Below are 25,188 nucleotides of genomic sequence, written 5' to 3' on the forward strand. Positions count from 1 at the left end.
CGATCGTGCAGTACCAGCAGCTCTTCCGCACGGCACCGCTCCTCGCGCCACGTCTGATCAGGCGATCCACGGACCGGTGAGCTGAGGCCTTCCCGCACGGGCCCACGGCATTTCGCACACGGAAGAGCACTTCGTTTTTGCCTGTCTGTAGCGAACGCCGTCACCGCGATCCTGCGGTGCCGCCCGCTTTGCGGACGTATGTCTCTCACGTCCCCATTCCGGGCTGCGCCACGCCATTCGCCGACGGCCTCTCCGTGAAGGAGCCAGCCATGTCGATGATCCGTGACTTGCGCGCAGCGGTCCGTCCGTCCCTGCGCAAGGGCACCACCCCCTACAGCACCTACGACGCGACGCGTGACCCGTCCGCCTCCAGCGCGGTGGTCGACTGCGCCGTCTACCGCGACGGCAAGCGGCTGGAGAGCGCCGCCTGCCAGACGCCGCACGAGGCGATGCTGCGGGTGCGCGAGGGCGGCGGCTTCGCGTGGATCGGGCTGCACGAGCCGACCGAGGCCGAATTCGCGGGCATCGCCGCCGAGTTCGGGCTCCACCCGCTCGCCGTGGAGGACGCGGTCCACGCCCACCAGCGGCCCAAGCTGGAGCGGTACGACGACACCCTGTTCACCGTCTTCAAGACGATCCACTACGTCGAGCACGCCGAACTGACCGCGACCAGCGAGGTCGTGGAGACCGGCGAGGTGATGGTCTTCACCGGACGGGACTTCGTCATCACCGTCCGGCACGGCGGCAAGGGCTCGCTGCGCGCGCTGCGCCACGGGCTGCAGAAGGACGCGGAGCTGCTGGCCAAGGGGCCCTCCGCGGTGCTGCACGCGATCGCCGACCATGTCGTCGACGGCTACATCGCGGTCGCGGCGGCCGTGCAGGACGACATCGACGAGGTGGAGATCGACGTCTTCTCCGCGCCCGCCAAGGGCAGCACGCGCGGTGGCGACGCCGGGCGGATCTACCAGCTCAAGCGCGAGGTGCTGGAGTTCAAGCGGGCCGTGTCCCCGCTGCTGCGGCCGATGCAGCTGCTGAGCGAGCGGCCGATGCGGCTGATCGACCCGGACATCCAGAAGTACTTCCGTGACGTGGCCGACCACCTCGCCCGGGTCCAGGAAGAGGTCATCGGCTTCGACGAGCTGCTGAACTCGATCCTCCAGGCCAACCTGGCGCAGGCGACCGTCGCGCAGAACGAGGACATGCGCAAGATCACCTCCTGGGCGGCCATCATCGCCGTGCCCACGGCGGTCTGCGGGGTCTACGGCATGAACTTCGACTACATGCCGGAGCTGCGCTGGCAGTACGGCTACCCGATGGTGCTCACCGGCATCGCCGTCGTCTGTTTCGCCATCCACCGGACGCTGAAGCGCAACGGCTGGCTGTGACCGGCCGGCCGGTCGATAGGCTGCGGGCATGACATCCCATCTCGGCCAGGCGCTCGTCGAGGAGGCCACGAAGAAGTCCGGCCTCATCTGGGTGCGTGGCGACGGCCCGGCGCGCGCCCTGTGGCACGTGTGGCACGACGGCGCCGCGCACGTCGTCGGCGACGGCCCCGGCGAGCAGCCCCTGCCCGGCCTGACCGACGGCGGGACCGCCGAGGTCGCCGTCCGCAGCAAGGACAAGGGAGGCCGCCTGGTCGCGTGGACGGCCGCGGTACGCGAACTGGCGCCGGGTTCGGAGGCGTGGGAGGCGGCCGTGGGCGAGCTCAAGGGCAAGCGGCTGAACGCGCCCGACGCGGAGCGGATGACGGAGCGCTGGGCGCGCGAATGCCGTGTCCTGCGGCTGGAGCCGCGCGACACGGCGACCGAGCTCCCGGACGGATCCCTGTCGGCGCCGCCGCTCCCGAGCCCCGCCATCACCCGCCGGCCGATCCCGGCGGCCCTGCCGAGGCTCCTGCTGAAGCGCCGCGCCCGCCGCGGCTAGGCCGGGCCTGCGGCGGCGACCCGCCGAGGGGCGTCTCGCGCCGGCTCCGGCACGGGCCGCCCTCCTCACCGGTACGGCGTGCGCGACCGCCCGGAGGCGGCAGCCCCGCGACGGGATGCGACCAGCCAGGGTCCGGACCGAATCCGGCAGGCCCGGACGGCAGCGGTCCGCCGGGCGCGAGAGGCCACCGGTGCACGACACGTGCGGCAGGGCCTCGCCGTTCCCCCCGCGCCGCGCTTCCGCGTGTGCCGGCGCACGGCCGAGCCGTTCGGTGCCCGGCCCGGCACCATGGAAGGGAGCGTACGAGGAGGGCAGCATGGTCACGCTGCATATCGAGCACGCGATCACCGACCTCACCGCCTGGAAGACCGCGTTCGACGAGCACGCCGACTTCCGCCGCAAGCACGGCGTGCGCGCGTACCGCGTCCAGCAGCCCGTCGACAATCCGGCGTACGTCGTCGTCGACCTCGAGTTCGCCACCGCCCGTGAGGCCGAGCGCTTCCGGGACGCGCTCGTCGCGGACGTCTGGCCGTCGCGCGAGAAGGCGCCCGCGCTGATCGGCACGCCCGTCACGAGGGTCCTCGACCTCGTCGAGGAGGGTTAGGCCGCTGTCGGACCTGCCGGGCTCCGGCCCCCTCGCCGATCCGGCCTGATCCGAGCGAGAACCTAGTCGCCCGAGGTCTTCGGAAGCTGGCCGCCGTAGTCCAGGATCTCGTCCCGCGACGGCTCGGCCAGCTCGAAGTCCTTGTCCCAGTCCCCGAGCGTGAGCACCCCCGCGCCGCCCGCCCGCGTGAACTGCAGCGGATACGGCTTGCCCGTCAGCGACACGTCCAGCACGCCCCCCTCACCCTTGGCGGCGAGGACCTTGATGGCACGTATGCCCCCCACCTGGGTCCGGTCCCCCTTGCTCAGCTCGCCCTGCATGCCGAGAAGCCCGTCGAGCAGCACGTCCATGTCCGTGAAGCCGCGGAACTGCTTGTACGAGGGGTCCCCCTGCGGCACCTTCACGTACTTGTCCTCGAGCTTGTCCGCGGCCTCCTCGTCGGAGCTGCTCGGCTCCTCGCCGTCCTTGCCGTCCGCGTGACTCCAGAAGCCGGCGTCGGCCTTCAGGAAGAGGGTGTCGCCGATGCGCAGCAGTTCGAAGGTGTTCTCCTTCGACGTCACCGACCCGGTGCCGCCGTCCTGCTTGAGCCGCATGTTCAGCTTGTACGTGCCGCCCTTGCTGACGAGCGTGCCCGACAGCCGCACCGCGGTGGCCCCGTCGGCGGCCACCCGCGCCTTGTTCTCGATCTCCTGGGCCGTCAGCTTGCCGATCCCGTTGGTGCCCGCGTCCGGATCCTCGCCGCACGCCGTGACCCCGGTGGTCAGTCCGGCAGACAGCACGACGGCAAGCAGGGCACGACGGGCCCGGCCGGCCGAAAGGAGGGGAGTCACCAGCGCCCTGCCTCTCGTCTCGGGGGATGGCAGACCGCAGCGTACCTGTGCCGGGAGCGGGGTCTTGCAGGGAGCCGGACGGACGTGAGACGGGGCGACGACGAACGGGACGGGCTAGCCTGAATCAGTCGAAAAGCGGCATTTCCCGGTAAGGAGGGGCGGCATGGCAGCAGGCGCCCCCCGGGTCTTCGTCTCGCACCTCGCGGGCGTACCCGTCTTCGACCCCAACGGCGACCAGGTCGGCCGCGTGCGCGACCTGGTGGCCATGCTGCGCGTCGGGCGGCGTCCGCCCCGGCTGCTGGGACTCGTCGTCGAAGTGATCAGCCGCCGCCGCATCTTCCTGCCCATGACCCGGGTCACCGGTGTGGAGTCGGGCCAGGTCATCACCACCGGCGTGCTGAACATGCGCCGCTTCGAGCAGCGCCCGACCGAACGCCTGGTGCTGGGCGAACTGCTCGACCGGCGGGTGCGCCTCGTGGAGACCGGCGAGGAGGCCACGGTCCTCGACGTGTCGATCCAGCAGCTGCCGGCCCGCCGCGACTGGGAGATCGACAAGGTCTTCGTGCGCAAGGGCAAGGGCGGCGCGCTGCGCCGCAGGGGAGAGACGCTGACGCTGGAATGGTCCGCCGTCACCGGGTTCTCGCTGGAGGAGCACGGGCAGGGCGCCGAGAGCCTGCTGGCCACCTTCGAACAGCTGCGCGCCGCCGACCTGGCCAACGTGCTGCACCACCTCTCCCCCAAGCGCCGCGCCGAGGTGGCCGCCGCGCTCGACGACGACCGGCTCGCCGACGTGCTGGAGGAACTCCCCGACGACGACCAGGTGGAAATCCTCGGCAAGCTCAAGGAGGAGCGCGCGGCCGACGTCCTGGAGGCCATGGACCCCGACGACGCCGCCGACCTGCTCTCCGAACTGCCCGAGGAGGACAAGGAACGGCTGCTGACGCTGATGCGCCCGGACGACGCGGCCGACGTGCGCCGGCTGCTGTCGTACGAGGAGCGCACGGCGGGCGGTCTGATGACGACCGAGCCCATCGTGCTGCGCCCGGACGCCACGGTCGCCGACGCCCTCGCCCGCGTCCGCCAGGCGGACCTCTCCCCGGCACTCGCCGCGCAGGTGTACGTGTGCCGGCCGCCGGACGAGACGCCGACGGGCAAGTTCCTGGGCACCGTGCACTTCCAGAGGCTGCTGCGGGACCCGCCGTTCACCCTCGTCAGCTCGATCGTCGACAGCGACCTGCCGCCGCTGTCGCCGGGCACCCCGCTGCCCGCCGTCACCAGCTACCTCGCCGCGTACAACATGGTCGCCGCGCCCGTCGTCGACGAGAGCGGCTCGCTGCTCGGGGCCGTCACCGTCGACGACGTGCTCGACCACCTGCTGCCGGAGGACTGGCGCGAGACCGAGTTCGAGGAGTCCGCCCATGGGTAGCGGCGGCGAGCTGGGATCGGGCGAGCGGGGCGAGACGCGCGAGCGCATGCCGGCGGGCGCGAGCGCGGCATCGCGGCGGGCACGGCTCGACCTGCCGCGCGCTCCGCGGCGCGCCCTGCTGCCCGAGTACGACCCGGAGGCGTTCGGGCGGCTGTCGGAGAAGATCGCGCGCTTCATCGGAACCGGCCGGTTCCTGGTCTGGATGACGGTGACGATCATCGCCTGGGTGGTGTGGAACGTCAGCGCGCCGCAGCACCTGCGCTTCGACGAGTTCCCGTTCATCTTCCTCACCCTGGCGCTGTCGCTCCAGGCCTCGTACGCCGCGCCCCTGATCCTCCTGGCGCAGAACCGGCAGGACGACCGTGACCGGGTCAACCTGGAGCAGGACCGCAAGCAGAACGAGCGGTCGATCGCCGACACCGAGTACCTGACCCGGGAGATCGCGGCGCTGCGCATGGGCCTCGGCGAGGTCGCCACACGGGACTGGATCCGCTCCGAGTTCCAGGACCTGATCAGGGAGATGGAGGAGCGGCGCGCGCTATTCCCGCCCGAGCACTCGGGACACAGTGACGAAGGCGACCGCTGACAGGGCTTTCCCCGGGCGGGAGGCTGCGCCGTACCATCGTCCGTATGGTTACGGAAGACGCGGTGCTCGAGGCACTGGCGACAGTGAACGACCCCGAGATCAACCGACCGATCACCGACTTGGGCATGGTGAAATCGGTCGACATCGGGGACGACGGCACGGTCGCCGTCACGGTGTACCTCACCGTCTCGGGCTGCCCCATGCGCGAGACGATCACCAAGAACGTGACCGACGCGGTCGCCCGCGTCGACGGCGTCGGCCGCGTCGACGTCTCGCTCGACGTCATGAGCGACGAGCAGCGCAAGGACCTGGCGGCGTCCCTGCGGGGCACGGCCGCCGAACGCGAGGTGCCGTTCGCCAAGCCCGGCTCGCTGACCCGCGTGTACGCGGTGGCCTCCGGCAAGGGCGGCGTCGGCAAGTCCTCGGTGACCGTGAACCTGGCGGCCGCGATGGCGGCCGACGGGCTGAAGGTCGGCGTCGTGGACGCCGACATCTACGGCCACAGCGTGCCGCGGATGCTGGGTGCGGACGGCCGTCCCACCCAGGTCGAGAACATGATCATGCCGCCGTCGGCGAACGGCGTGAAGGTCATCTCGATCGGCATGTTCACCCCGGGCAACGCGCCTGTGGTGTGGCGCGGCCCGATGCTGCACCGCGCGCTCCAGCAGTTCCTCGCGGACGTGTACTGGGGCGACCTCGACGTACTGCTGCTCGACCTGCCGCCGGGCACGGGTGACATCGCGATCTCGGTCGCCCAGCTCGTGCCGAACGCCGAGATCCTCGTCGTCACCACGCCGCAGCAGGCGGCTGCCGAGGTCGCCGAGCGCGCCGGTTCCATCGCGGTGCAGACGCACCAGAAGATCGTGGGCGTCGTCGAGAACATGTCGGGCCTGCCGTGCCCGCACTGCGACGAGATGGTCGACGTCTTCGGCACCGGCGGCGGCCAGAAGGTCGCCGAGGGCCTGTCGCGGACGACCGGCACGACGGTGCCGGTGCTGGGCTCGATCCCGATCGACGTGCGCCTGCGCGAGGGTGGCGACGAGGGCAAGCCGGTCGTGCTGACCGACCCCGACTCCCCCGCGGGCTCGGCGCTGCGCACGATCGCCGGCAAGCTGGGCGGCCGCCAGCGTGGCCTGTCGGGCATGAGCCTGGGCATCACGCCGCGCAACAAGTTCTGATCCGCCTCGCCTCCGCGTGTGCGACGGGCTGATTCCTGGAGAGGGAATCAGCCCGTCGGCGTCCGGCCCGGGGCAGCCTCGCCACGTCCGGCGGCACGCACGATGTCCGGAGGTCCACGGGGCGGAGCCGAGGCCCGCCGGACGGGCAGGAAGCCGCTGGCCCCGGGCGCGGTGACCCCCGGGTGGCGGGGCCGGGCACGCGGCCCCGAGCGCCCGCGCAAGAGCACCGGCCGAGGTCAGTCCATGTACGCGGACACGTCCACCACCGAGAACCCGAGCCCGTACGCGCTCATGCCGCGCCCGTACGCCCCGATGTGGACTCCCTTGTCCGTCGTCCCGGCGAGCACCCAGCCGAACTCCGCCTCGCGGTAGTGGAACGGCGTCGGCACCCCGTCCACCGGCAGCGACAGCATCGACCACGCCGGACCCGTCAGGTCGTCCGCGAGCTCGAACGCCGTCTCCGTCTGCTGTTCCAGCCAGTCGTCGCGCAGCGAGTGGTCCAGCTGCGGCGGCCAGGTGTGCGCCAGCAGGCCCGAGCCCGCGAGCCAGGCCGCGGACGAGACCGTCGTGGCGTCCAGGACTCCCGTACCGTCGCCGCTGTGCCGGAGCGGACTCGCCGCGACGGTCACGACGACGGCGAAGCGCTCCTTCTCCCCTCCGGCCGCCTCGGACCGTATCGACGGCTCGTCGCCATGACCGATCGCGCCGTGCTGAACGGTTCCGTCCGCCGCGGTGCCCACCTGGAGCAGCCGACGCGGGCCGGTGAAGACATCGTCCAGCCCGTACCAGGGGAAACCGGCGCTCATGAAGCCGTCGGCCGTACGCCGGGCAGCCGCCGCAGCCGTTCCCCCCTGCGTCGCGCGGGGACCGCTGCCGCCCTCGGCCGGCTCATCGCCCGCCGTGTCCCGCGCCGTCACCCGACCCGTCGTCGCCATCTAGCCGGCCGCCTCCTCCGTCGTTCGTTCCTTCAGCGGACCCGCCCCCCTCGGGCGTCCTCACTGCCGGACAGATGGAGAGAATAGCCACCCCGCCCCCGCGCACAGGGGATGACGGTGCTCGGGCGCGCTCAGGTGGCGTCGGCGTCGAACGGCGGCCGCTCGTCCCGATCGGCGCTGTCGCGCTTCTTCAGCAGGTCGGGGCCACCCGAGGGCGAGCCGTTCACCGCGGCCGGGACGGAGCCCTCGGACACGCCGGACGGCTCCTTGCCGTTGACGGCGTCCGCGACGTCGTTGATCTCCTTCTTGAGATCGAAGCTGCTGCGGAGCTCCTTCAGTTCCTTGAGGTCCTCGTTCTCCGCGAGCTGCTTGCGCAGATACGTCTTGGGGTTGAGGTCCTCGAACTCGAAGTCCTTGAATTCCGGGCCCAGTTCGCTGCGGATGTCCTCCTTCGCGCTCTCGGAGAACGCGCGGACCTTCCGGATGAAGCGGGCGGCGTCCTGGATCACCTTCGGCAGCTTGTCGGGGCCGAAGACGAGCACGGCGAGGATCACGAGAGCCACCAGCTCCAGTCCGCCTATGTCATTGAACACCCTGCTGCTCCTCGTGCTCTCTGTGGCCCGCAGGTCGGATGTGGTCCGGACCCGAACCACGGTACCTGGCGAAACTGTCGCCCCGGTACCGTCCGGTCGCCGCGCGGATGGTCATGAGCTGTCCGCCGAACCGAGGGTCAGCGTCATCGTCCGCTCGTCGCCGCCGCGCCTGATCGTGAGCTCCAGCCGGTCGCCCGGCCGGTGGGCGCGGATCTTGACGATGAGCTCCTCGCCGCTGTGCACCCGCTGCCCGTCGACCTTGGTGATGACGTCGCCCGGCTTGATGCCGGCCTTGGCGGCCGGGCCGCCAGGGGTGATCGACGGGGTGTCGTCCTTGCCCCGTTCGCCGACGCGGGCCCCGTCGCCGGTGAACTTCATGTCGAGGCTGACCCCGATCACCGGGTGCGTGGCCTTCCCGGTGTTGATCAGCTCCTCCGCGACGCGCTTGCCCTGGTTGATCGGGATGGCGAAGCCGAGCCCGATCGAGCCTGCCTGGCCCTCGGCGCCCGCCCCGGTGTCGGCCGCCCTGATGGCGCTGTTGATGCCGATGACCCGCGCCTTGCTGTCGACGAGCGGGCCGCCCGAGTTGCCCGGGTTTATCGGGGCATCGGTCTGCAGCGCGTCGACATAGCTGACGTCGCTGCCGTCGCCCTTCTCGCCGCCGGCCGTGATCGGGCGCTCCTTGGCGCTGATGATCCCGGAGGTGACGGTGTTCTGGAGGTCGAACGGGGCGCCGATGGCGACGACGGGGTCGCCGACCCGGACGTTGTCGGAGTTGCCGAGCGGCAGCGGCTTCAGTCCGGAGACGCCCGTGACCTTGACGACCGCGAGGTCGTACCCGCTGTCCTTGCCGACCAGGGTGGCCTCGGCCGTCTCCCCGCCGCTGAACGTGATCGTGATGTCGCCGGAGGTCCCGGCAGGGTCGACGACGTGGTTGTTGGTGAGGATGTGGCCCTGCCGGTCGAGCACGAAGCCGGTGCCCGTGCCCTGTTCGCCGCCGCCGCTGACGTGCAGCGTGACGACGCTGGGCAGGGCGCTGGCCGCGATCCCGGCGACGCTGTCGGGCGCGCGGTCCCCGTTCTCGCGGTCCGCCTGGGGGAGCTCCACCTGGACGATGCCGCCGTTGCGCTCGACGTACGCGCCGATGGCGCCGCCCGTGCCGCCCGCGACGAGGGCGATGACGAGCGCGCCGACGAGCAGTGGGCCGCGCCTGCGCTTCCTGGCGACCGGCTCGCCGGGCTCGGTGAGCGGGCGGCCCGGTGCGCTCCAGGGGTCGTACTGCAGCCACACGGAGTTCAGCGGCTGCGGGCGCTCGTCGGCAGGCGGCTGCGGGTGGTGGTGCATGGGCTGCTGCGGGTGCGGGACGGCCGGCTCGGGCTGCGCCGGCGGCAGCGGGGCCGAAGGGGCGGCGTGCGGGGCCGGCGGTGCGGGCGGCACCGGCTGGGCCGCGTGCGGGACGGTCTGCGGCACCGTGTACTGCGCGGGCACGGGCGTGCCCTGCGCCGGGGTCGGGACCGGCCGCTGCACGGGGGGTGCGGGGGCCCAGGGGCCCGGGCCGCCGTAGGGCGGCGTGCTGTAGGGATCGGGCTCGTGCAGCGGAGCCGGCCTGGACGGAGCCGTCGCGACGGGCGTCGCCGGGGCGGCCGTGTCGGCGACTGCGGGTGCGGGGGCGGCGACCGTGTCCGCGATGACGGGCTCGGCGGGCTGCGGCGGGGCCGCCGTGTCGGACAGGGCAGGCTCGGCGGGCTGCGGCGCCGTCGTCGGGGCGGTGGCCTTAACCGTGGCCTCCCGGCCCGCCTCGGGCGCGGCGGCCGACGGCTGCGCGTCGGCCGGCTCGGATTGCTCCGGCACGGAAGGCGTCACCCGCACCGCACTGGGGCGGCTCCACCACTTCGCCTTGGATCCGGTGGGCTTCCCGTCGTCCATGATCTCCCCGCAACTGCCGGCCTCTGCGGTACCCCTGCGGGGCACGCACCCAGGATTCAACCAGGTTTGCGAATCCCTGCGCAGGGGCCGGTGCGTGCTGCCGTCAGCGCGGGGGCGCCATCGACGAGCCGGGGGCCGTCGGAGCCGCGAGATGCGTGGGGGCCGGGGTGGCGGTCGGTGAAGCGGCCGAGCCGATGGCGAGCGGGAACGCCGACGCCGTGGGCTGTATCAGTGGCGGCGGCAGGGCAGCGGAGTTGTACATCAGCAGCGCTGCCGTGTACGGGTGTGCCTGCTGCGGGCTCGGGGGTGCGGTGGGCGCGACGGCGTGGAACGGACCGGTGTCGGGCTTGACCGGCGTACCCGTCGCGCTCCGGCGCCGCTCGCCCTCCACGCCGCGCAGGGAGACCGCGCCGCCAGTCGTCGTGGCTCCGGAGGAGGCGCCGGTGGGCCCGGCGGACGCCGTGCGGACGGGGGTCACCTTGCTGCCACCGCTCTGGCCGCGGGCACTCGTCTCGCCGGTGACGTCCAGGGGGACGGCCCCGCCGAGCGCGATGGCGGCGAAGGACACGGCGCTGGCCGCGGCGAACGCGAAGCGTCTGCCGCGCCACGGGGAGCGCTCAGCATCCGCGCGACCGACCTCGTGGATACGGAAGCCGCTGCCCGCACCCGGCAGGATCGCGTGCGTACCCCCGGGGACGTACCCGAAGGTCTCCCCGCGAGGTTCGCGGGTATGTCCCGCGGACGGGTTCAGAGCTCCGAGCACACCGTCGGAGGGGCGGCCGCCGAACGGACCGCCGCGGTCGTCGTCGCCGCCCGTGTCGGCGGGCAGCCCCTGGAGCCGGGCGAGCAGCCCCGCGGACAGCGGCGGCGGCGCGGACTGCGCGAACACGCTCTTGAGGCGGCGCTGGGCGTCCGCCTCCGCCTTGCACTTGGGGCAGGTCGCCAGATGCGCGAGGACGCGGTCGCGCACGTCGTGTTTCAGCTCGCCGTCGACCAGTGCGGCGAGCCGGTCCCCCAGATGCTGCTCCGCGGGGGTCGGACTGGTGCCACTCACGCCGGCGCGACCTCCCCGGCAAGGCCGACGACACCCGCCAGGGACCGCTGCTGCTCGGCACGGGCCTCCGGGGACCGGTGCTGCAGGGCCTTGCGCAGATGCGAGCGGCCGCGGTGGATACGGCTGCGGACGGTGCCGAGCTTCACGCCCAGGGTCGCGGCGATCTCCTCGTACGACAGCCCCTCGATGTCGCAGAGCACCACGGCGGCGCGGAACTCCGGGGCGAGGGTGTCCAGCGCGTGCTGCACGTCGGCGTCGAAGTGGGTGTCGTTGAAAACCTGCTGGGGGGACGGCTCGCGGCTGGGCAGGCGCTCGGCCGCGTCGTCGCCGAGGGCGTCGAAACGGATGCGCTGCTTGCGGCGGACCATGTCCAGGAAGAGGTTGGTCGTGATGCGGTGCAGCCAGCCCTCGAACGTGCCGGGGGTGTACGTCGACAGCGAACGGAAGACGCGGACGAACACCTCCTGGGTGAGGTCCTCGGCGTCGTGCTGGTTGCCCGTGAGGCGGTAGGCCAGGCGGTAGACCCGAGCGCTGTGCGTGCTGACGATCTCCTCCCAGGTGGGAGGGGTCCACGCCTGCGATTCCGCATCCGATGCGAACGTCGCGGTGGCTACGGAGTCGGCGGGCACGGAACGGTCAGCGGTGTTGGTCACGGATTTGGGCTCACCCACCGACCTGAGGAAGCGCCTGAGCACTCCTCCCCGGTCCGCAGGTGCAGCCGCACCTCCCCTGTCAGCTCTGGTGGTGTCCAGCGGAGCCCCTACCATAGCCACCTCGCCCGTTAGCTCCGGATAAGAATCTTTACGTGGATTTGGGTCCATGGATCCGGCCCCTGCGACCGGCCCGGTCCACGCCCTCTCCCCGTCCTTCCTCAACGTCCGGTCCCATCTGCGGGTTCCCGGGTGCAGCGGATACAGTCAGCGTCGCGCCAACTACGGGGACAGGAGAGGGTCATTACCGCCAACCGGCAGACGAGCTGGGCGTTCGCCGACGCCTTTGTCGCCGAGGACGACGCTCTGCGCTGGGCCCGCGAGCGGGCCCGGGAGGCAGGGCTGCCCTCGGTGTCGCCCGGCACCGGCTCCGCGCTGCGCCTGCTGGCCGCCACCGCCGACGCCAAGGCCGTGGCCGAGATCGGGACCGGGACCGGTGTGTCGGGGATCTACCTGTTGCAGGGCATGCGGCCCGACGGCGTGCTGACCACGGTCGACCTGGAGCCGGAGCGCCAGCAGTTCGCGCGGGAGGCGTTCCGCGCGGCCGGCTTCGCGGCGAACCGCGCGCGCTTCATCCCCGGCGGCGCGCTGGACGTCCTGCCACGGCTGGCCGACGGCGGATACGACCTCGTCTTCTGCGACGGGGACCGTACGGAGTCGCTGGACTACCTCGCTGAATCGTTGCGCCTGCTCCGTCCGGGCGGGCTCGTCTGCTTCGAGGGCGTGTTCGCGGACGGCCGCACGGTGGACTCGGCGGCGCAGCCGTCGGAGGTGCTGAGGGTCCGGGAGCTGCTGCGCACGGTGCGGGAGAGTCCCGAGCTGGTGCCGACACTGCTGCCGGTGGGCGACGGCCTGCTCTGCGCGGTACGCCGCGGCTGAGCGCTGCGCGGGGCCGCCCGCCGTCGCTGCGTCCGGCTGCCCGCACGTCCCGGGCACGCCGCCCGGTGACCACTGTGCGCCTGGGCCGAGGCCTCTCCAGGGCGCTGCACGGGGTGACCCGCAGCGGGCTCCGGGCGACCGCTCCGGGGCGGCCCCGAAACCCGCGCTCCCTGCACGCGGCGAACGACCCGGGCCAAGAAAGCGCGCTGCCCCGGCACTCGGGTGCCGGGGCAGGCGAAGAATCAGGGCGCGTCAGCCGACGACCTTCTTGAGGGCGTCACCCAGTGCGTCGGCTTCGTCCGGAGTCAGCTCGACGACAAGCCGACCGCCGCCTTCGAGCGGAACGCGCATGACGATGCCCCGCCCCTCCTTGGTCACCTCGAGCGGGCCGTCGCCCGTCCGCGGCTTCATGGCCGCCATGCTCGTTCCCCTTCCTGAAACCAGCTCATCGCAGCCGGCGGCCCCATGACAGGTGCTGTGTCACCGGCATCGAACACATTGCTTCCAGGCCATTATCCCGCATGGCGGGACCCAAAGACCAACATCAGTCCGCATCGCTTACGCAACGCGCTCTCGCAAAACCACCCAATACGGCGATCGGCCTGCGATACTTCGCCACCCTGCGAAGCCGCCGCGACGAGGATTGTTTGACGCAGGTCACATGTCCCCGCCCGGCGATCTCCGCCATGCTGGGCCCCGACATTGCCGTCAGAACCGCAAAGGGGACCCACCATGGCCGACGCCGTGCTGTACGACGTGAGCGACGGACTCGCGACGATCACGATCAACCGGCCCGAGGCCATGAACGCCATGAACGTCGAGGCGAAGGTCGCGCTGCGCGACGCCGCTCGGGCCGCCGCCGCCGATCCCGGCGTACGCGCGGTGCTGCTCACGGCGACGGGCAAGGCGTTCTGCGTGGGGCAGGACCTCAAGGAGCACGTGGAGCTGCTGGCCGCCGACCGGGAGTCGGGCAGCGGCGGCACCATGAGCACGGTGCGGGAGCACTACAACCCGATCGTCCGCGCGCTGACCGAGATGCAGAAGCCGGTCGTCGCGGGCGTGAACGGCGTCGCGGCCGGCGCGGGCCTGGGCTTCGCCCTGGCCGCCGACTACCGGATCGTGGCGGACACGGCGAAGTTCACGACGTCGTTCGCCGGGGTGGCGCTGACCGCGGACTCCGGGGTGTCGTGGACGCTGCCCCGGCTGGTCGGCCAGAGCCGCGCGGCCGACCTCCTGCTGTTCCCGCGGTCGTTCTCCGCGCAGGAGGCGTACGACTGGGGCATCGCGAACCGGCTGGTCCCGGCGGACGAGCTGGCCGCGCAGGCGGCAGCCGTGGCCCGGGAGCTGGCCGAGGGGCCGACGGTCGCCTACGCGGCGCTGAAGGAGTCGCTGGCGTACGGCGCGAGCCGTTCGCTGAGCGAGGCGCTCGACAAGGAGGACGAGCTGCAGTCGAAGGCGGGCGCCTCCGAGGACCACGCGATCGCCGTGCAGGCCTTCCTCGCGAAGGAGAAGCCGAAGTACCTCGGCCGCTAGTGACCTGAGCCCCAGTGACCTGAGCCCCGCTGCCGCGCATCGCCGCGTGAGCCGCGAGATCCGGGAGAGCGCCTAGGGACGCGGGCCGCGGGCCACACAGTCGGCGAGGTGGTCGTCGACGAGGCCGCACGCCTGCATCAGGGCGTAGGCGGTCGTCGGCCCGACGAAGCGCAGGCCGCGCTTCTTGAGTGCCTTGGACAGCGCGGTCGACTCGTCGCTGACGGGCGGGACGTCGGCCAGGGTCCGCGGGACCGCGCGCCGGGCGGGATCGGGGGCGTAGGACCAGATCAGGGCGTCGAGCTCGCCGGCGGGCCAGTCGGCGAGCACGCGCGCGTTGGCCACGGTCGCCTCGATCTTGGCGCGGTTGCGGATGATGCCGGCGTCGGCGAGGAGACGCTCCTTGTCGGCGTCCGTGAACGCCGCGACCGAGGCGATCTTGAAGCCGTCGAAGGCGCTGCGGAAGCCCTCCCGCCGGCGCAGGATCGTGATCCAGGACAGGCCGGACTGGAACGCCTCCAGGCAGAGCCGCTCGAACAGCGCGTCGTCGCCGTGGACGGGGCGGCCCCACTCCTCGTCGTGGTAGGCCACGTAGTCCTCGGTGGACAGGCCCCAGGGGCAGCGCAGAGCGCCGTCGGGACCGGGCACCGCACCGCCGCTCATCGGTCCGTCTCCTCTTCCGGCTTGCCGAACACGTCGCCGCGGCGGGCCGCCGTCGCCTGTGCGCCGGCCAGCGCCGACTCCAGGTCGGCGATACGCGCGTCCCGCTCGGCGAGCTCGGCGCCGAGCCGGTCGAGGACCTCGTCGACGTCGTCCATCCGGTAGCCCCGCGGGGACACGGGCAGGCGCAGGGCCTCCACGTCCGCGCGACCCAGCGGGCGGTTCAGCGGGAGGGGGTCGGTCAGCTGCTCGGGCGCCACCTCGGGCAGGGCCGCGCTGTCGCCGCCGCCGACGACGGCGAGCGTGACCGCGGCGACGACCACGACCATCGCGATCAGCAAGAACAAGAACACGAGCGACCCTCTCCCCTGACGACCTGGGAACACCCCGGGCGGAAACACTCCCGTGCCGATCGTGCCACGGGAGACTGACAGTAGGGTCGCAGGGCGGACGATCTGAGGAGGAAACTGCGGATGCTGCGGCTGGGACGGCGCGAGTTCGACGCGCACGAGCCGGTGATCATGGCGATCGTGAACCGGACGCCCGACTCCTTCTACGACCAGGGCGCCACGTTCCGCGACGAGCCCGCGCTGTCCCGGGTCGAGCAGGCGGTGGCCGAGGGCGCGGCGATCATCGACATCGGCGGGGTGAAGGCGGGTCCCGGCGAGGAGGTGAGCGCCGAGGAGGAGGCGCGGCGCACGGTGGGGTTCGTGGCGGAGGTCCGCCGGCGGCACCCGGACGTGGTGATCAGCGTCGACACCTGGCGGCACGACGTGGGCGAGGCCGTGTGCGAGGCGGGCGCCGACGTGCTGAACGACGCGTGGGGCGGGGTGGACCCCCGGCTGGCCGAGGTCGCCGCGCGGTACGGCGCCGGCCTGGTGTGCACGCACGCGGGCGGTGCCGAGCCCCGTACGCGCCCGCACCGGGTGGCGTACGACGACGTGATGGCGGACATCCTGCGGGTCACGGTCTCTCTCGCCGAGCGGGCCGTCGAGCTGGGCGTACGCCGGGACGGGATCATGATCGACCCCGGTCACGACTTCGGGAAGAACACCCGGCACAGTCTGGAGGCGACCCGCAGGCTGGGCGAGATGACGGCGACCGGCTGGCCGGTGCTGGTCTCGCTGTCCAACAAGGACTTCGTCGGCGAGACGCTCGACAAGCCGGTCAAGGAGCGGGTGCTGGGCACTCTGGCGACGACCGCCGTCTCGGCCTGGCTCGGGGCGCAGGTGTACCGGGTGCACGAGGTGGCGGAGACCAAGCAGGTGCTGGACATGGTGGCGTCGATCGCGGGCCACCGCCCTCCGGCGGTCGCCCGGCGGGGACTGGCCTGACGGCACGCCGCCGGTGCGCTCCGGGGAGGTCCGGGGCACACCGGCGACGTGGGGCGGCCTACCTGCCGGTCTCCTTGGTGACCATGGCGACGGCCTCTTCCACGTCGTCCGTGACGTGGAAGAGCAGCAGGTCACGCTCCGACGCCTTGCCCTGGGCGACCACGGTGCCGCGCAGCCAGTCGACCAGGCCGCCCCAGTACGCACTGCCGAACAGGACGATCGGGAAGCGGGTCACCTTGCGGGTCTGGACCAGGGTGAGCGCCTCGAACAGCTCGTCCAGGGTGCCGAGACCGCCGGGCAGTACGACGAAGCCCTGCGCGTACTTCACGAACATCGTCTTGCGGACGAAGAAGTAGCGGAAGTTCACGCCGATGTCGACGTGCTGGTTGATGCCCTGCTCGAAGGGCAGCTCGATGCCCAGGCCGACGGAGATGCCCTTGGCCTCCCGCGCGCCCTTGTTGGCGGCCTCCATGGCGCCCGGCCCGCCACCTGTGATCACGGCGAAGCCGGCGTCGACCAGCGCCCGGCCGAGCTGTACCCCGACCTCGTACTCCGGTGTGCCGGGGCGGGTACGGGCGGAGCCGAACACGCTGATGGCGCTGGGCAGTTCGGCGAGCGCGCCGAAGCCCTCGACGAACTCCGACTGGATGCGCATGACCCGCCAGGGGTCCGTGTGCACCCACTGGGAGTCGCCTTCGGTGTCCAGCAGCCGCTGGTCGGTGGTCGTCGGCTGGACCTGCTCCCTGCGGCGCAGTACCGGTCCCAGTCGCTGCTCCTCCAGCGCGCGCAAACCCTCGGAGTTGCTGCTCATGACCTGCTCCCTCCGCCGAACATCATTTTTCTTCGGGCCAGGGTAGGTCGGCGGACGTTACGAATGGCGAAATAAGGGCGATCCGCCGGCCCTCGATGTCGGGAAGCACGGGACCGCGCAGGGGCCACGGAGGGCCGCCGGGGCGGTCAGGCGGTGAGCCACTCCCGCAGCCGCTCCTCGCAGTGCGTGATCTTGTCGACGGCCACGTGCTCGTCCCGCTTGTGGGCGAGGAGCGCGTCGCCGGGGCCGTAGTTGACGGCCGGGACGCCGAGAGCGCTGAAGCGTGAGACGTCGGTCCAGCCGAACTTGGGCTGCGCGGTACCGCCCACGGCGGCCATGAACGCCGCCGCGGCGGGGTGTGAGAGTCCGGGCAGCGCACCGCCTGTGTGGTCGTCCACCACGAATTCGCTCACTCCGCAGTCGGCGAACACCTCGCGAACGTGGGCTTCGGCCTCCTCCATGCTGCGGTCGGGGGCGTAGCGGTAGTTGACGACCACGGTGCACGCGTCGGGGATGACATTGGTGGCCACGCCGCCCTCGATGCCGACGGCGTTGAGGCCCTCCCGGTACTCCAGCCCGTCGATCACCGGCCGGCGGGGTTCGTACGCGGCGAGGCGGGCGAGGATCGGGGCCGCGGCGTGAATGGCGTTGGATCCCATCCAGCTGCGCGCGGAGTGGGCGCGCTCGCCCTCCGTGCGGAGATGGACCCGCAGCGTGCCCTGGCAGCCGCCCTCGACCTGGGCGTCGGAGGGCTCCAGAAGGATCGCGAAGTCGCCCGTGAGCCACTCGGGATGGGCGTCTGCCACATGACCCAGGCCGTTCAGGTGTGCTGCGACCTCCTCATTGTCGTAGAAGACGAACGTGAGGTCACGGTTGGGCCGGGGAACGGTGGCCGCGATGCGCAGCTGGACGGCGACGCCCGACTTCATGTCGCTGGTGCCGCAGCCCCACAGGATGCCGTTCCCGTCGAGGCGCGAGGGCAGGTTTCCCGCGACCGGAACCGTGTCGATGTGCCCGGCCAGCACCACGCGCTCGGCCCGCCCCAGGTGCGTCCGGGCCACGATGTTGTTGCCGTGGCGGTCGACCGTGAGGTGCGGCAGGAGACGCAGGGCCTGCTCGATGGCGTCGGCGAGGGGCTTCTCCTCCCCGCTGACCGAGCGGTGGTCGACCAGCGCGGCGGTGAGCGCCGGGCCGTCCAGGGTGAGGTCAAGCACGTGTTCGGGCATGGCACAGACCCTAACGCCACCTCCAGTACCGTGGGCGTCGTGTCCGAGACCGCCTCCCCTGTCCGGCGCGGCCGCCTCCTTCGCTTCGCGGCCGCGTTCCTCGTGCTGTCGGCTCTCATCGGCTACGTCGTCGTGCAGTACGTCACCGGCGGCGGCCCGCCGCGCTGCGTCGTGCGCACGTCGCAGGACGGCGGCACGTCGTACGAACTCTCCGCGGAGCAGGCGGACAACGCGGCGACGATCTCCGCGGTCGGCACCACGCGGGGCATGCCCCAGCGCGCGGTCACGATCGCGCTGGCCACCGCGCTCCAGGAGTCGGCGCTGCGCAACATCGAGCACGGCGACCGGGACTCGCTCGGCCTGTTCCAGCAGCGTCCCTCGCAGGGCTGGGGCACGCCGGAGCAGATCCTCGACCCGGTGTACGCGGCCGGGAAGTTCTACGACCATCTCGCCGAGGTGCCCGGATACTCGCGTCTGCCGCTGACCGTGGCCGCCCAGCGTGTCCAGCGCAGCGGCTTCCCGCAGGCGTACGCGAAGCACGAGCCGGACGCCACGCTGCTGGCGGCGGCGCTCACGGGCAGCGCGGCGGCCACCCTGACCTGCGAGGCCCGGGAGGGCGGGCGGGCCGGCGATCCGGCGAAGCTGCGGTCGGAGCTGGTGCGCGCCTTCGGCTCCGACGTGCTGCCGCGCGGTGGCGCGGGACGTGGCAGCGCCGGCGCGCAGGACACGACGGAGCTTGCCGTACCGGTGGCGTCCGCGGTGGCGGCGGACGACGGCGCGGCGTCGCGGAGGGGCTGGGAGCTGGCGCACTGGGCGGTGGCCCGTGCGGACGTGCTGCGCATCGCGGAGGTCTCGTACGGGGGCCGGGTGTGGAGCACGGCGCGGTCCGAGGAGGGCTGGCGCGAGGAGCTGCCCGGCGCGGGCGGCAGGGCCGGCGCGGGTGCGTCCGGAGGCGGCACCGCCGATCAGGGCACGGGCGACGTCCGGATTCGGCTCGCACAGTAGTCCGCCGCCTCCCTCGAAGGAGGCATTCCACTCCCTTCGCGCGGAGGGCGCACGGCCGCTGCCACGCAGACCCGGTGGATTCCCGAAATCCCTTGCACGGCAAGGGAAGTGACGGTTCGCCAGTGCGCCGGACATGGCAATGTTCGCCCGTTTTCCGGCGAAGCCGATTATGCGACGCGTTACCAATTCTTTACCTGGCGGCACCGCAACTTCTCCCGGCCTCCCCACGGTTGTCAGGACGTCCGTACGCCGGACAGCAGATCACGCACCACGCACAGTCCGAACGTCCTCTCGCTGCAAGGAGCATCATGTCCCTCCCCCTGACCCGTCGGATCGCCCGTGCCGCGCTGCTCATCGCGGCGGGAGCAGCTCCCGTGGTCGGTGCGGCCGGCTCCGCTGGCGCCGTGGAACTCCCCCAGGCCCCGGTCGGCGGCCTGACGGCCCTCGACTCGGACAACGTCGACGGAACGGTCGGCGGTGTCTCGAAGGAGACCACCGAGGTGGCCCGCCAGGTCGGCGGCCAGTCGGTCGAGAAGGCCGCTCCCGCGGCGGCCAGGACCGTCGGCAAGACCGTCGTCAAGACCGCCAGGACGGCCGCTCCGGTCGCGAAGAAGGCCGCCGGTGCCACCGCCGGCGAGGCGGGCGGCCTGATCGGCGGTGCCGCCCAGGGCGGTCTGCCCACCGGCGCGCTCGGCGGTCTGCCGCTGGGCGGCTGATCCGCCGCCGGCCGGTCACGCGTCGGCCGGCCGGCGGGCCGGGGCCTCGGCGGGCCGCGGCTCGGGCAGGCCGGCGGGTGACCGCGAAGGGCCCGGGAGCCACCGCTCCCGGGCCCTTCCTCACGTCCGGTGCGCCGACGGCCCCGGCGCCTGGGAGATCAGCCCAGGCGCTTCACGGCCGCCTCGACCCGCTCGTCGGTGGCCGTGAACGCCACCCGTACGAACCGCTCGCCCGCCTCTCCGTAGAAGTCGCCGGGCGCGACCAGGATGCCGAGGTCCGCCAGGTGTCCGACGGTCTCCCAGCACGGCTCGTCACGCGTCGCCCACAGGTACAGGCTGGCCTCGCTGTGCTCGATGCGGAATCCGTGCGCCTCGAGCGCCGAGCGCAGCGCCGTACGGCGGGCCGCGTACCTGGCGCGCTGCTCGACGACGTGCGCGTCGTCGCCGAGGGCCGCGACGGTCGCCGCCTGCACGGGGGCCGGGGTCATCATCCCGCCGTGCTTGCGGATCCGCAGCAGTTCGCCGAGCACGTCCGCGTCACCGGCGATGAACGCGGCACGGTACCCGGCCAGGTTGGACCGCTTGGAGAGCGAGTGGACGGCGACGACGCCCTCGTACGTGCCGCCGCAGACGTCCGGGTGCAGCACGGACACCGGATCGGCCTCCCAGCCGAGCTCCAGGTAGCACTCGTCGCTGAAGACCAGTACGCCGTTCTCACGCGCCCAGGCGACGATCCGGGTCAGCTCGTCCTTGGCCAGCACCTTGCCGGTGGGGTTGGACGGCGAGTTCAGCCACAGCAGCGCGAGGCCGGCCGGGTCGAGCTCTGTCGGGTCGTCGTAGACGACGGGCTCCGCGCCGCACAGGCGCGCGCCCACCTCGTACGTCGGGTAGGCGAGCCGCGGGTAGGCGACCCTGTCCCCCGCGCCGAGGCCGAGCTGTGTGGGCAGCCAGGCCACCAGCTCCTTGGAGCCGACGACGGGCAGCACGTTGGTGTGCTCGACGTTCACCGCGCCGAGCCGGCGCTCCACCCAGCCCGCCAGCGCGTCCCGCAGCGCGGCCGTGCCCCACACCGTGGGGTAGCCGGGCGAGTCGGCGGCGGCCACCAGGGCCTGCTGGATCAGCGGGGGCACCGGGTCGACGGGCGTGCCGACGGAGAGGTCGACGATCCCGTCGGGGTGGCCGGCGGCCGTCGCCTTGTACGGCTCGAGCTTGTCCCAGGGGAAGACGGGGAGGCGCGAAGAGACTGAGGCCACGGCGGCGCTCGCTTTCTGGTACGTGGGCGTCACACGCCTCGGTCCCGTACGGACGACGAGCCGTACGGGACCGGGGGATGCGGATCGGATCTGCCGCCCCGCGGCGGATCGGCGGCTCAGCGGCCGGTCCGCCGGCGGGCGCGGATCAGTCCCGGCGGCTGATCAGCCGTTCTGCGGGGGCAGCGCGGCGATGAAGGGGTGGTCGCGCTCGATCAGGCCGAGCTTGGAGGCACCACCGGGCGAACCGAGCTCGTCGAAGAACTCGACGTTCGCCTTGTAGTAGTCCTTCCACTCCTCCGGCGTGTCGTCCTCGTAGAAGATGGCCTCCACGGGGCAGACCGGCTCACAAGCACCGCAGTCGACGCATTCGTCCGGGTGGATGTACAAGGACCGGGAGCCCTCGTAGATGCAGTCGACGGGGCACTCCTCGATGCACGCCTTGTCCTTGACGTCGACACAAGGCTGCGCGATGACGTAGGTCACGCTGTCGTTCCTCCTCGGTAAGGGCTGGCTTGCGCGGGAGCGCGGCGTCGTCGATGCCCGCCCCTAGTATCTCCGTTCTTGGCAACGATCCGAACAGGAGGGGCTCGCAGAGCTGTGGAATTCACTGCCGGCGGACGACTCGAGGTCCGTATTACACCTGATGACGTGGGGAAACGAGTCTCCGTCCGGACCGTGGACGCGCCCGGCGGTCCGGGACACGCCTTCACCGACACGGTCGGTGTTCTCACATCATGGACCGGCGGTGTGCTGCTGATCACACGGCGGACCGGCGAGAGCGTCCACATCGCGGAATCGTCCCTGGTCGCGGGCAAGGTCGTACCCCCGGCACCGGCCCGTCGGCGGGGTCCGGCGGCCGGCTTCGAGGAGCTCGCGCGGGTGATGGCCCGGGCCTGGCAGCCGGTGGAGAGCGAGCGGCTCGGCGACTGGGAGCTGCGGGCATCGTCCGGCTTCACCCGGCGCGCCAATTCGGTGCTGCCCCTCGGCGAGCCCGGGATGGAGCTCGACGCGGCGCTTGAGCGGGTGCGCGACTGGTACGGACGGCGCGGCCTTCCGGCGTACATGCAGACCGCGACCGGCGCCGCGGGCACACAGGAGGAGCTGTGCGCCGAGCTGGAGGCGCGCGGGTGGCGGCGCGAGGTGTCGGCCCAGGCGCAGGTCGGCGGCCTCGCACCGGTCGGCGATCTGGACGCGGACGTCACGCGGGTGGAGCTGGCGCGCACCGTCGACGAGGCGTGGCTGCGGCGCTACCAGCGGTCCGGTGTGCCGGGCCCCCATGTGCTCAAGGTCCTGGGCAGCGGCCCTTCGGTGTGGTTCGCCACCGTACCCGGCACCGGGGAGGTGCCCGCGGCGATCGGCCGGTGTGTGGTCGACGGACGCTGGGCGGGCTTCATGGCGGTGGAGGTCGACCCCGAGTACCGCCGTCAGGGGCTCGCCAGGGCGGTCATGGCGGCCCTGGCCCGGCGGGCGCTGGAAGAGGGCGCGTCGGCCGCCTGGCTGCAGGTGGAGACGGACAACGAGGCGGCCCGCGCGCTGTACGCAGCCATGGGTTTCGCGGTCCACCACCACTACCACCACTTCCGAGCGGCGTAGACGGGTACGAGAAGCGTATGCAGCACGATTCCCGGCAGCAGTCCTGGCGGGAGCGGTTCGCCGAGGAGGCCCGCGCCGAACGCCCCGACCTCGCCCTGCTGTGCCTGCTCGTCGGCACGCAGGCGGACCACGCGCTGGACGAGGCGGGCATCGACGCGGCCCAGATCGAGCTGGACCGTCTCGCGGGGATGCTGCCGTACGGGCTCACCACCCCCCACGCCTGGGCACGGGCGCTGGCGGACCTGCTCGGCGGCCGGGAGGGCTTCCACGGCAGCCCGGCGGACTACGAGAGCCTGGAGTCTTCTCTCCTGCACGAGGTGCTGCGCCGCCGCCGCGGCCTGCCGATCCTGCTCTCCGTCGTCTGGACGGAGGTCGCCCGACGGGCGGGCGGGCACGTGTACGGCGTGGCCCTGCCCGGCCATTTCGTGGTCGGTTTCGGCGAGGCCGACGCGCAGGTCCTCGCGGACCCGTTCGCCGCGGGACGGCTGCTGACGGCACAGGACACGGAACTCCTCGTGACGAGCACAACGGGCGCGCCGCTGACCCCGTCGATGCTGACGCCCGCGGACCCGCTCTCGGTGGTGTCGCGGATCCTGAACAACATCCGCGCCTGGGCGTCGCCCCGCCCGGAACGCTCGGACGTGGCCCTGTGGGCACTCGACCTGCTCCTCCTGCTCCCCGCCCACCCGGCCCGGCTCCGCTACGAACGGGCCCATCTGCTGGTCCAGCGCGGCGACTTCACGACGGGCGCGGCGGAGATGGAGGCGTACGCGGAGGTGGTGTCGGCGGTGGACCCGACGACCGCGGATGCGGTCAGGGCCCGGGCCCGGGCGGCGCGGGCGATGCTGAACTGACGGGGGCGGACGGCTTCCCCGGGCGCGGGAGGACCCGCCGCTCCTGACCGGCCCGGTCCTGGCGGGCCGGGCCGGTCCGGTCGGGGAGCGGGGGTCGCGGTCAGAGGCTGTTCTTGTAGAGGAGCAGGTTGGGGGTGCCCGCCGGATTGTTCTTGATCACACCCTTGGTCGCGTTGGCGGTGATCCAGCTGTTCACCGTGGAGGAGGCCGCGTCGCCCATGGCTCCCTTGTAGAGCGCTCCGACGCCCGCCACGTGCGGGCTGGCCATCGAGGTGCCGCTGATGGTGTTGGTGCCGCCGAGGAGCCAGGCGGAGGTGATGCCCACACCCGGTGCGTAGGTCTCGACGCAGGAGCCGTGGTTGGTGAAGGAGGCCGCGGTGTCCGTCCTGTCGGAGGCGGCGACGGTCATCACGCCGGAGGCGCTCGCCGGCGAGGTCGCGCAGGCGTCCTCCCCGTCGTTGCCCGCCGCGACGGCGAGGAAGACGCCCGAGTTGTTCAGGCTGGTGGCGGCGCTGTTGACGGTGGCGGAGAAGCCGCCGCCGAGCGACATGTTGGCGACCGCCGGCTTGACCGCGTGCGTGCGCACCCAGTCCATGCCCTCGATCACGTCGGCGTTGGTGCCGATGCCGGCGCAGTTGAGGACGCGTACGCCGCGCAGTTCGACGCCCTTGGCCACGCCGTGGGCCAAGCCGCCGATGGTGCCCGCGACATGGGTGCCGTGACCGTTGCAGTCCAGGCCGGTGCCTTCGAGGGTGGCGTCGTAGGCGATCGCGGCCCGGCCGCCGAAGTCCCGGTGGCCGGGGTCGATGCCGGTGTCGATGACGTACGCCGTCACGTTCGAGGCGGTGGTGGTGTAGCTGTAGGTGGTGGACAGCGGCAGGGTGCGCTGGTCGATGCGGTCCAGCCCCCAGGTGGCGTTGTTCTGGGTGGCGCCGGCACGGACCTCCTGGTCCTCCTCGATGCGCGTCACCGCGGGGTGCTTGCGCAGGGCGGTCAGCTGACCGGGGGTGAGTGCGGCGGCGAAGCCGTCGAGGACGGAGTCGTAGGTGTGCCGCGGCCGCACACCCGCGAGGCGGGCCAGACCGGCGGCGTTCGTGCCGGACTCGAGCGTGACGATGTACTGGCCGGGTACGGCCTTGCCGGTGGCCCGGACCACCTCGGCCAGAGGGCCGTCATCGTGGGTCGCGGCCTCCGCGGTGGCGGGCAGGGCGGCCACGGCGAGGGGGATCGCCATCAGGGCGGCGGCAGTTCGTGTCTTCACGGGGTGCCAGTCCTCCTTGTCGACGTCCGCCGAGGGGTCACCACGGCGGACGTTCCATGTGGGGGGGCGACAGGGAACGTATGAGCGACGCATGCCGGCGGCAAGGGGCATGACAAGGTTTTCCTCGCGAGTGGAATGCCGCCTCTCACTTCGCTGCCCCTGCGTGCGCATGCCGGGCAACTGCCCTGCCGACAAGGGGAGTTAGCGACAGGAGCGGCCGCGAGCGCAATGGGAGGCGACCTCGCGATGGGCGACCTCACTGGGCGGTACGACCCCGGCCACGCCCTGCCCCTGCCGCATC

The 25,188-nt window shown here is 72.4% G+C and carries 27 protein-coding genes; 13 read left to right on the plus strand and 14 right to left on the minus strand.

What is annotated here, in order from left to right; all coding sequences use genetic code 11:
- The first annotated feature begins 269 nt into the window (after window positions 1–269).
- The 3 genes from AB0K02_RS16960 (at window position 270) to AB0K02_RS16970 (ending at window position 2,527) form a co-directional block, all read left to right on the plus strand.
- Window positions 270–1,385: a magnesium and cobalt transport protein CorA gene (locus tag AB0K02_RS16960; RefSeq protein ID WP_365993220.1), complete on the plus strand. Its 1,116-nt coding sequence runs from the start codon at window positions 270–272 to the stop codon at window positions 1,383–1,385.
- A 28-nt stretch (window positions 1,386–1,413) separates the two neighbouring features.
- On the plus strand, window positions 1,414–1,923 hold the full coding sequence (locus tag AB0K02_RS16965) for a hypothetical protein (protein ID WP_365993221.1): 510 nt from the start codon (window positions 1,414–1,416) through the stop codon (window positions 1,921–1,923).
- A 316-nt stretch (window positions 1,924–2,239) separates the two neighbouring features.
- Window positions 2,240–2,527 (plus strand): hypothetical protein, encoded by a 288-nt coding sequence (locus tag AB0K02_RS16970; protein ID WP_365993222.1) that lies wholly within the window; start codon window positions 2,240–2,242, stop codon window positions 2,525–2,527.
- Between the two features lie 62 nt (window positions 2,528–2,589).
- On the opposite strand, the gene AB0K02_RS16975 is transcribed toward AB0K02_RS16970, so the two are convergent.
- Window positions 2,590–3,357 carry a hypothetical protein gene (locus AB0K02_RS16975; protein ID WP_365993223.1) on the minus strand — a complete coding sequence of 256 codons (768 nt, stop codon included), beginning with the start codon at window positions 3,355–3,357 and terminating at the stop codon, window positions 2,590–2,592.
- A gap of 163 nt (window positions 3,358–3,520) precedes the next feature.
- Here AB0K02_RS16975 and AB0K02_RS16980 point away from each other — a divergent pair, with 163 nt between their 5' ends.
- From AB0K02_RS16980 to AB0K02_RS16990, 3 genes are read left to right on the plus strand one after another with little or no spacing between them, the layout of a single operon-like run.
- The gene (locus tag AB0K02_RS16980) at window positions 3,521–4,783 is read left to right on the plus strand and encodes a CBS domain-containing protein (protein ID WP_365993224.1); all 1,263 of its coding nucleotides are present in this window, start codon (window positions 3,521–3,523) and stop codon (window positions 4,781–4,783) included.
- Window positions 4,776–5,369 (plus strand): DUF1003 domain-containing protein, encoded by a 594-nt coding sequence (locus AB0K02_RS16985; RefSeq protein WP_365993225.1) that lies wholly within the window; start codon window positions 4,776–4,778, stop codon window positions 5,367–5,369. The genes AB0K02_RS16980 and AB0K02_RS16985 overlap by 8 nt, the downstream gene beginning before the upstream one ends.
- 44 nt (window positions 5,370–5,413) lie before the next feature.
- On the plus strand, window positions 5,414–6,547 hold the full coding sequence (locus tag AB0K02_RS16990; protein WP_365993226.1) for an Mrp/NBP35 family ATP-binding protein: 1,134 nt from the start codon (window positions 5,414–5,416) through the stop codon (window positions 6,545–6,547).
- Window positions 6,548–6,783: 236 nt separating this feature from the next.
- On the opposite strand, the gene AB0K02_RS16995 is transcribed toward AB0K02_RS16990, so the two are convergent.
- The 5 genes from AB0K02_RS16995 to sigE form a co-directional block, all read right to left on the minus strand.
- Window positions 6,784–7,353, minus strand: a complete 570-nt coding sequence (locus AB0K02_RS16995) for a hypothetical protein (protein WP_365993351.1) — start codon at window positions 7,351–7,353, stop codon at window positions 6,784–6,786.
- A 260-nt stretch (window positions 7,354–7,613) separates the two neighbouring features.
- Window positions 7,614–8,075 carry a sec-independent translocase gene (locus tag AB0K02_RS17000; RefSeq protein ID WP_365993227.1) on the minus strand — a complete coding sequence of 154 codons (462 nt, stop codon included), beginning with the start codon at window positions 8,073–8,075 and terminating at the stop codon, window positions 7,614–7,616.
- A 111-nt stretch (window positions 8,076–8,186) separates the two neighbouring features.
- Window positions 8,187–10,001 carry a trypsin-like peptidase domain-containing protein gene (locus tag AB0K02_RS17005; RefSeq protein ID WP_365993352.1) on the minus strand — a complete coding sequence of 605 codons (1,815 nt, stop codon included), beginning with the start codon at window positions 9,999–10,001 and terminating at the stop codon, window positions 8,187–8,189.
- 103 nt (window positions 10,002–10,104) lie between these two features.
- A complete protein-coding gene (locus AB0K02_RS17010) occupies window positions 10,105–11,055 on the minus strand; it encodes a zf-HC2 domain-containing protein (protein WP_365993228.1) in 951 nt (316 codons plus the stop codon).
- A complete protein-coding gene (gene sigE, locus AB0K02_RS17015) occupies window positions 11,052–11,822 on the minus strand; it encodes an RNA polymerase sigma factor SigE (RefSeq protein ID WP_365993353.1) in 771 nt (256 codons plus the stop codon). The genes AB0K02_RS17010 and sigE overlap by 4 nt, the downstream gene beginning before the upstream one ends.
- 144 nt (window positions 11,823–11,966) lie before the next feature.
- Here sigE and AB0K02_RS17020 point away from each other — a divergent pair, with 144 nt between their 5' ends.
- Window positions 11,967–12,644, plus strand: a complete 678-nt coding sequence (locus tag AB0K02_RS17020; RefSeq protein ID WP_365993354.1) for an O-methyltransferase — start codon at window positions 11,967–11,969, stop codon at window positions 12,642–12,644.
- Between the two features lie 252 nt (window positions 12,645–12,896).
- On the opposite strand, the gene AB0K02_RS17025 is transcribed toward AB0K02_RS17020, so the two are convergent.
- Entirely contained in the window at window positions 12,897–13,064 is a 168-nt protein-coding gene (locus tag AB0K02_RS17025; RefSeq protein ID WP_003966491.1) for a DUF3117 domain-containing protein, read from the minus strand.
- A gap of 312 nt (window positions 13,065–13,376) precedes the next feature.
- Here AB0K02_RS17025 and AB0K02_RS17030 point away from each other — a divergent pair, with 312 nt between their 5' ends.
- Window positions 13,377–14,177: an enoyl-CoA hydratase-related protein gene (locus AB0K02_RS17030; RefSeq protein WP_365993229.1), complete on the plus strand. Its 801-nt coding sequence runs from the start codon at window positions 13,377–13,379 to the stop codon at window positions 14,175–14,177.
- Window positions 14,178–14,249: 72 nt separating this feature from the next.
- On the opposite strand, the gene AB0K02_RS17035 is transcribed toward AB0K02_RS17030, so the two are convergent.
- Both AB0K02_RS17035 and AB0K02_RS17040 read right to left on the minus strand, forming a co-directional pair.
- Complete coding sequence (locus AB0K02_RS17035) at window positions 14,250–14,837, minus strand: DNA-3-methyladenine glycosylase I (RefSeq protein WP_365993230.1); 588 nt, start codon at window positions 14,835–14,837, stop codon at window positions 14,250–14,252.
- Window positions 14,834–15,187, minus strand: coding sequence for a DivIVA domain-containing protein (locus AB0K02_RS17040; protein ID WP_365993231.1), 354 nt, complete (start codon window positions 15,185–15,187; stop codon window positions 14,834–14,836). The genes AB0K02_RS17035 and AB0K02_RS17040 overlap by 4 nt, the downstream gene beginning before the upstream one ends.
- Window positions 15,188–15,307: 120 nt before the next feature.
- Between AB0K02_RS17040 and folP the strand changes: the two genes are divergently transcribed.
- A complete protein-coding gene (gene folP / locus AB0K02_RS17045; protein ID WP_365993232.1) occupies window positions 15,308–16,168 on the plus strand; it encodes a dihydropteroate synthase in 861 nt (286 codons plus the stop codon).
- A 58-nt stretch (window positions 16,169–16,226) separates the two neighbouring features.
- Here the strand turns inward: folP and AB0K02_RS17050 are convergent, their stop codons facing one another.
- Both AB0K02_RS17050 and dapE read right to left on the minus strand, forming a co-directional pair.
- Window positions 16,227–16,979 carry a TIGR00730 family Rossman fold protein gene (locus AB0K02_RS17050; RefSeq protein WP_365993233.1) on the minus strand — a complete coding sequence of 251 codons (753 nt, stop codon included), beginning with the start codon at window positions 16,977–16,979 and terminating at the stop codon, window positions 16,227–16,229.
- A 146-nt stretch (window positions 16,980–17,125) separates the two neighbouring features.
- Complete coding sequence (gene dapE, locus AB0K02_RS17055) at window positions 17,126–18,205, minus strand: succinyl-diaminopimelate desuccinylase (protein WP_365993234.1); 1,080 nt, start codon at window positions 18,203–18,205, stop codon at window positions 17,126–17,128.
- Window positions 18,206–18,244: 39 nt separating this feature from the next.
- On the opposite strand from dapE, the gene AB0K02_RS17060 reads away from it, so the two are divergent.
- Together AB0K02_RS17060 and AB0K02_RS17065 are read left to right on the plus strand one after the other, a co-directional pair.
- A complete protein-coding gene (locus AB0K02_RS17060; RefSeq protein WP_365993235.1) occupies window positions 18,245–19,210 on the plus strand; it encodes a hypothetical protein in 966 nt (321 codons plus the stop codon).
- A gap of 308 nt (window positions 19,211–19,518) precedes the next feature.
- On the plus strand, window positions 19,519–19,926 hold the full coding sequence (locus AB0K02_RS17065) for an ATP-binding protein (protein WP_365993236.1): 408 nt from the start codon (window positions 19,519–19,521) through the stop codon (window positions 19,924–19,926).
- Window positions 19,927–20,084: 158 nt separating this feature from the next.
- Here AB0K02_RS17065 and dapC read toward each other — a convergent pair whose 3' ends face one another.
- Both dapC and fdxA read right to left on the minus strand, forming a co-directional pair.
- The gene (gene dapC / locus AB0K02_RS17070) at window positions 20,085–21,179 is read right to left on the minus strand and encodes a succinyldiaminopimelate transaminase (RefSeq protein ID WP_365993237.1); all 1,095 of its coding nucleotides are present in this window, start codon (window positions 21,177–21,179) and stop codon (window positions 20,085–20,087) included.
- 162 nt (window positions 21,180–21,341) lie between these two features.
- Window positions 21,342–21,662, minus strand: coding sequence for a ferredoxin (fdxA, locus tag AB0K02_RS17075; protein ID WP_003985062.1), 321 nt, complete (start codon window positions 21,660–21,662; stop codon window positions 21,342–21,344).
- 114 nt (window positions 21,663–21,776) lie between these two features.
- Between fdxA and AB0K02_RS17080 the strand changes: the two genes are divergently transcribed.
- Complete coding sequence (locus AB0K02_RS17080; RefSeq protein WP_365993238.1) at window positions 21,777–22,772, plus strand: GNAT family N-acetyltransferase; 996 nt, start codon at window positions 21,777–21,779, stop codon at window positions 22,770–22,772.
- Between the two features lie 17 nt (window positions 22,773–22,789).
- Window positions 22,790–23,626, plus strand: a complete 837-nt coding sequence (locus AB0K02_RS17085) for a transglutaminase-like domain-containing protein (RefSeq protein WP_365993239.1) — start codon at window positions 22,790–22,792, stop codon at window positions 23,624–23,626.
- Window positions 23,627–23,726: 100 nt separating this feature from the next.
- Here the strand turns inward: AB0K02_RS17085 and AB0K02_RS17090 are convergent, their stop codons facing one another.
- Complete coding sequence (locus AB0K02_RS17090; protein ID WP_365993240.1) at window positions 23,727–24,887, minus strand: S8 family peptidase; 1,161 nt, start codon at window positions 24,885–24,887, stop codon at window positions 23,727–23,729.
- Window positions 24,888–25,188 lie beyond the last annotated feature (301 nt).

It is taken from the genome of Streptomyces sp. NPDC049597 (assembly GCF_040675505.1).
Taxonomy (GTDB): domain Bacteria; phylum Actinomycetota; class Actinomycetes; order Streptomycetales; family Streptomycetaceae; genus Streptomyces.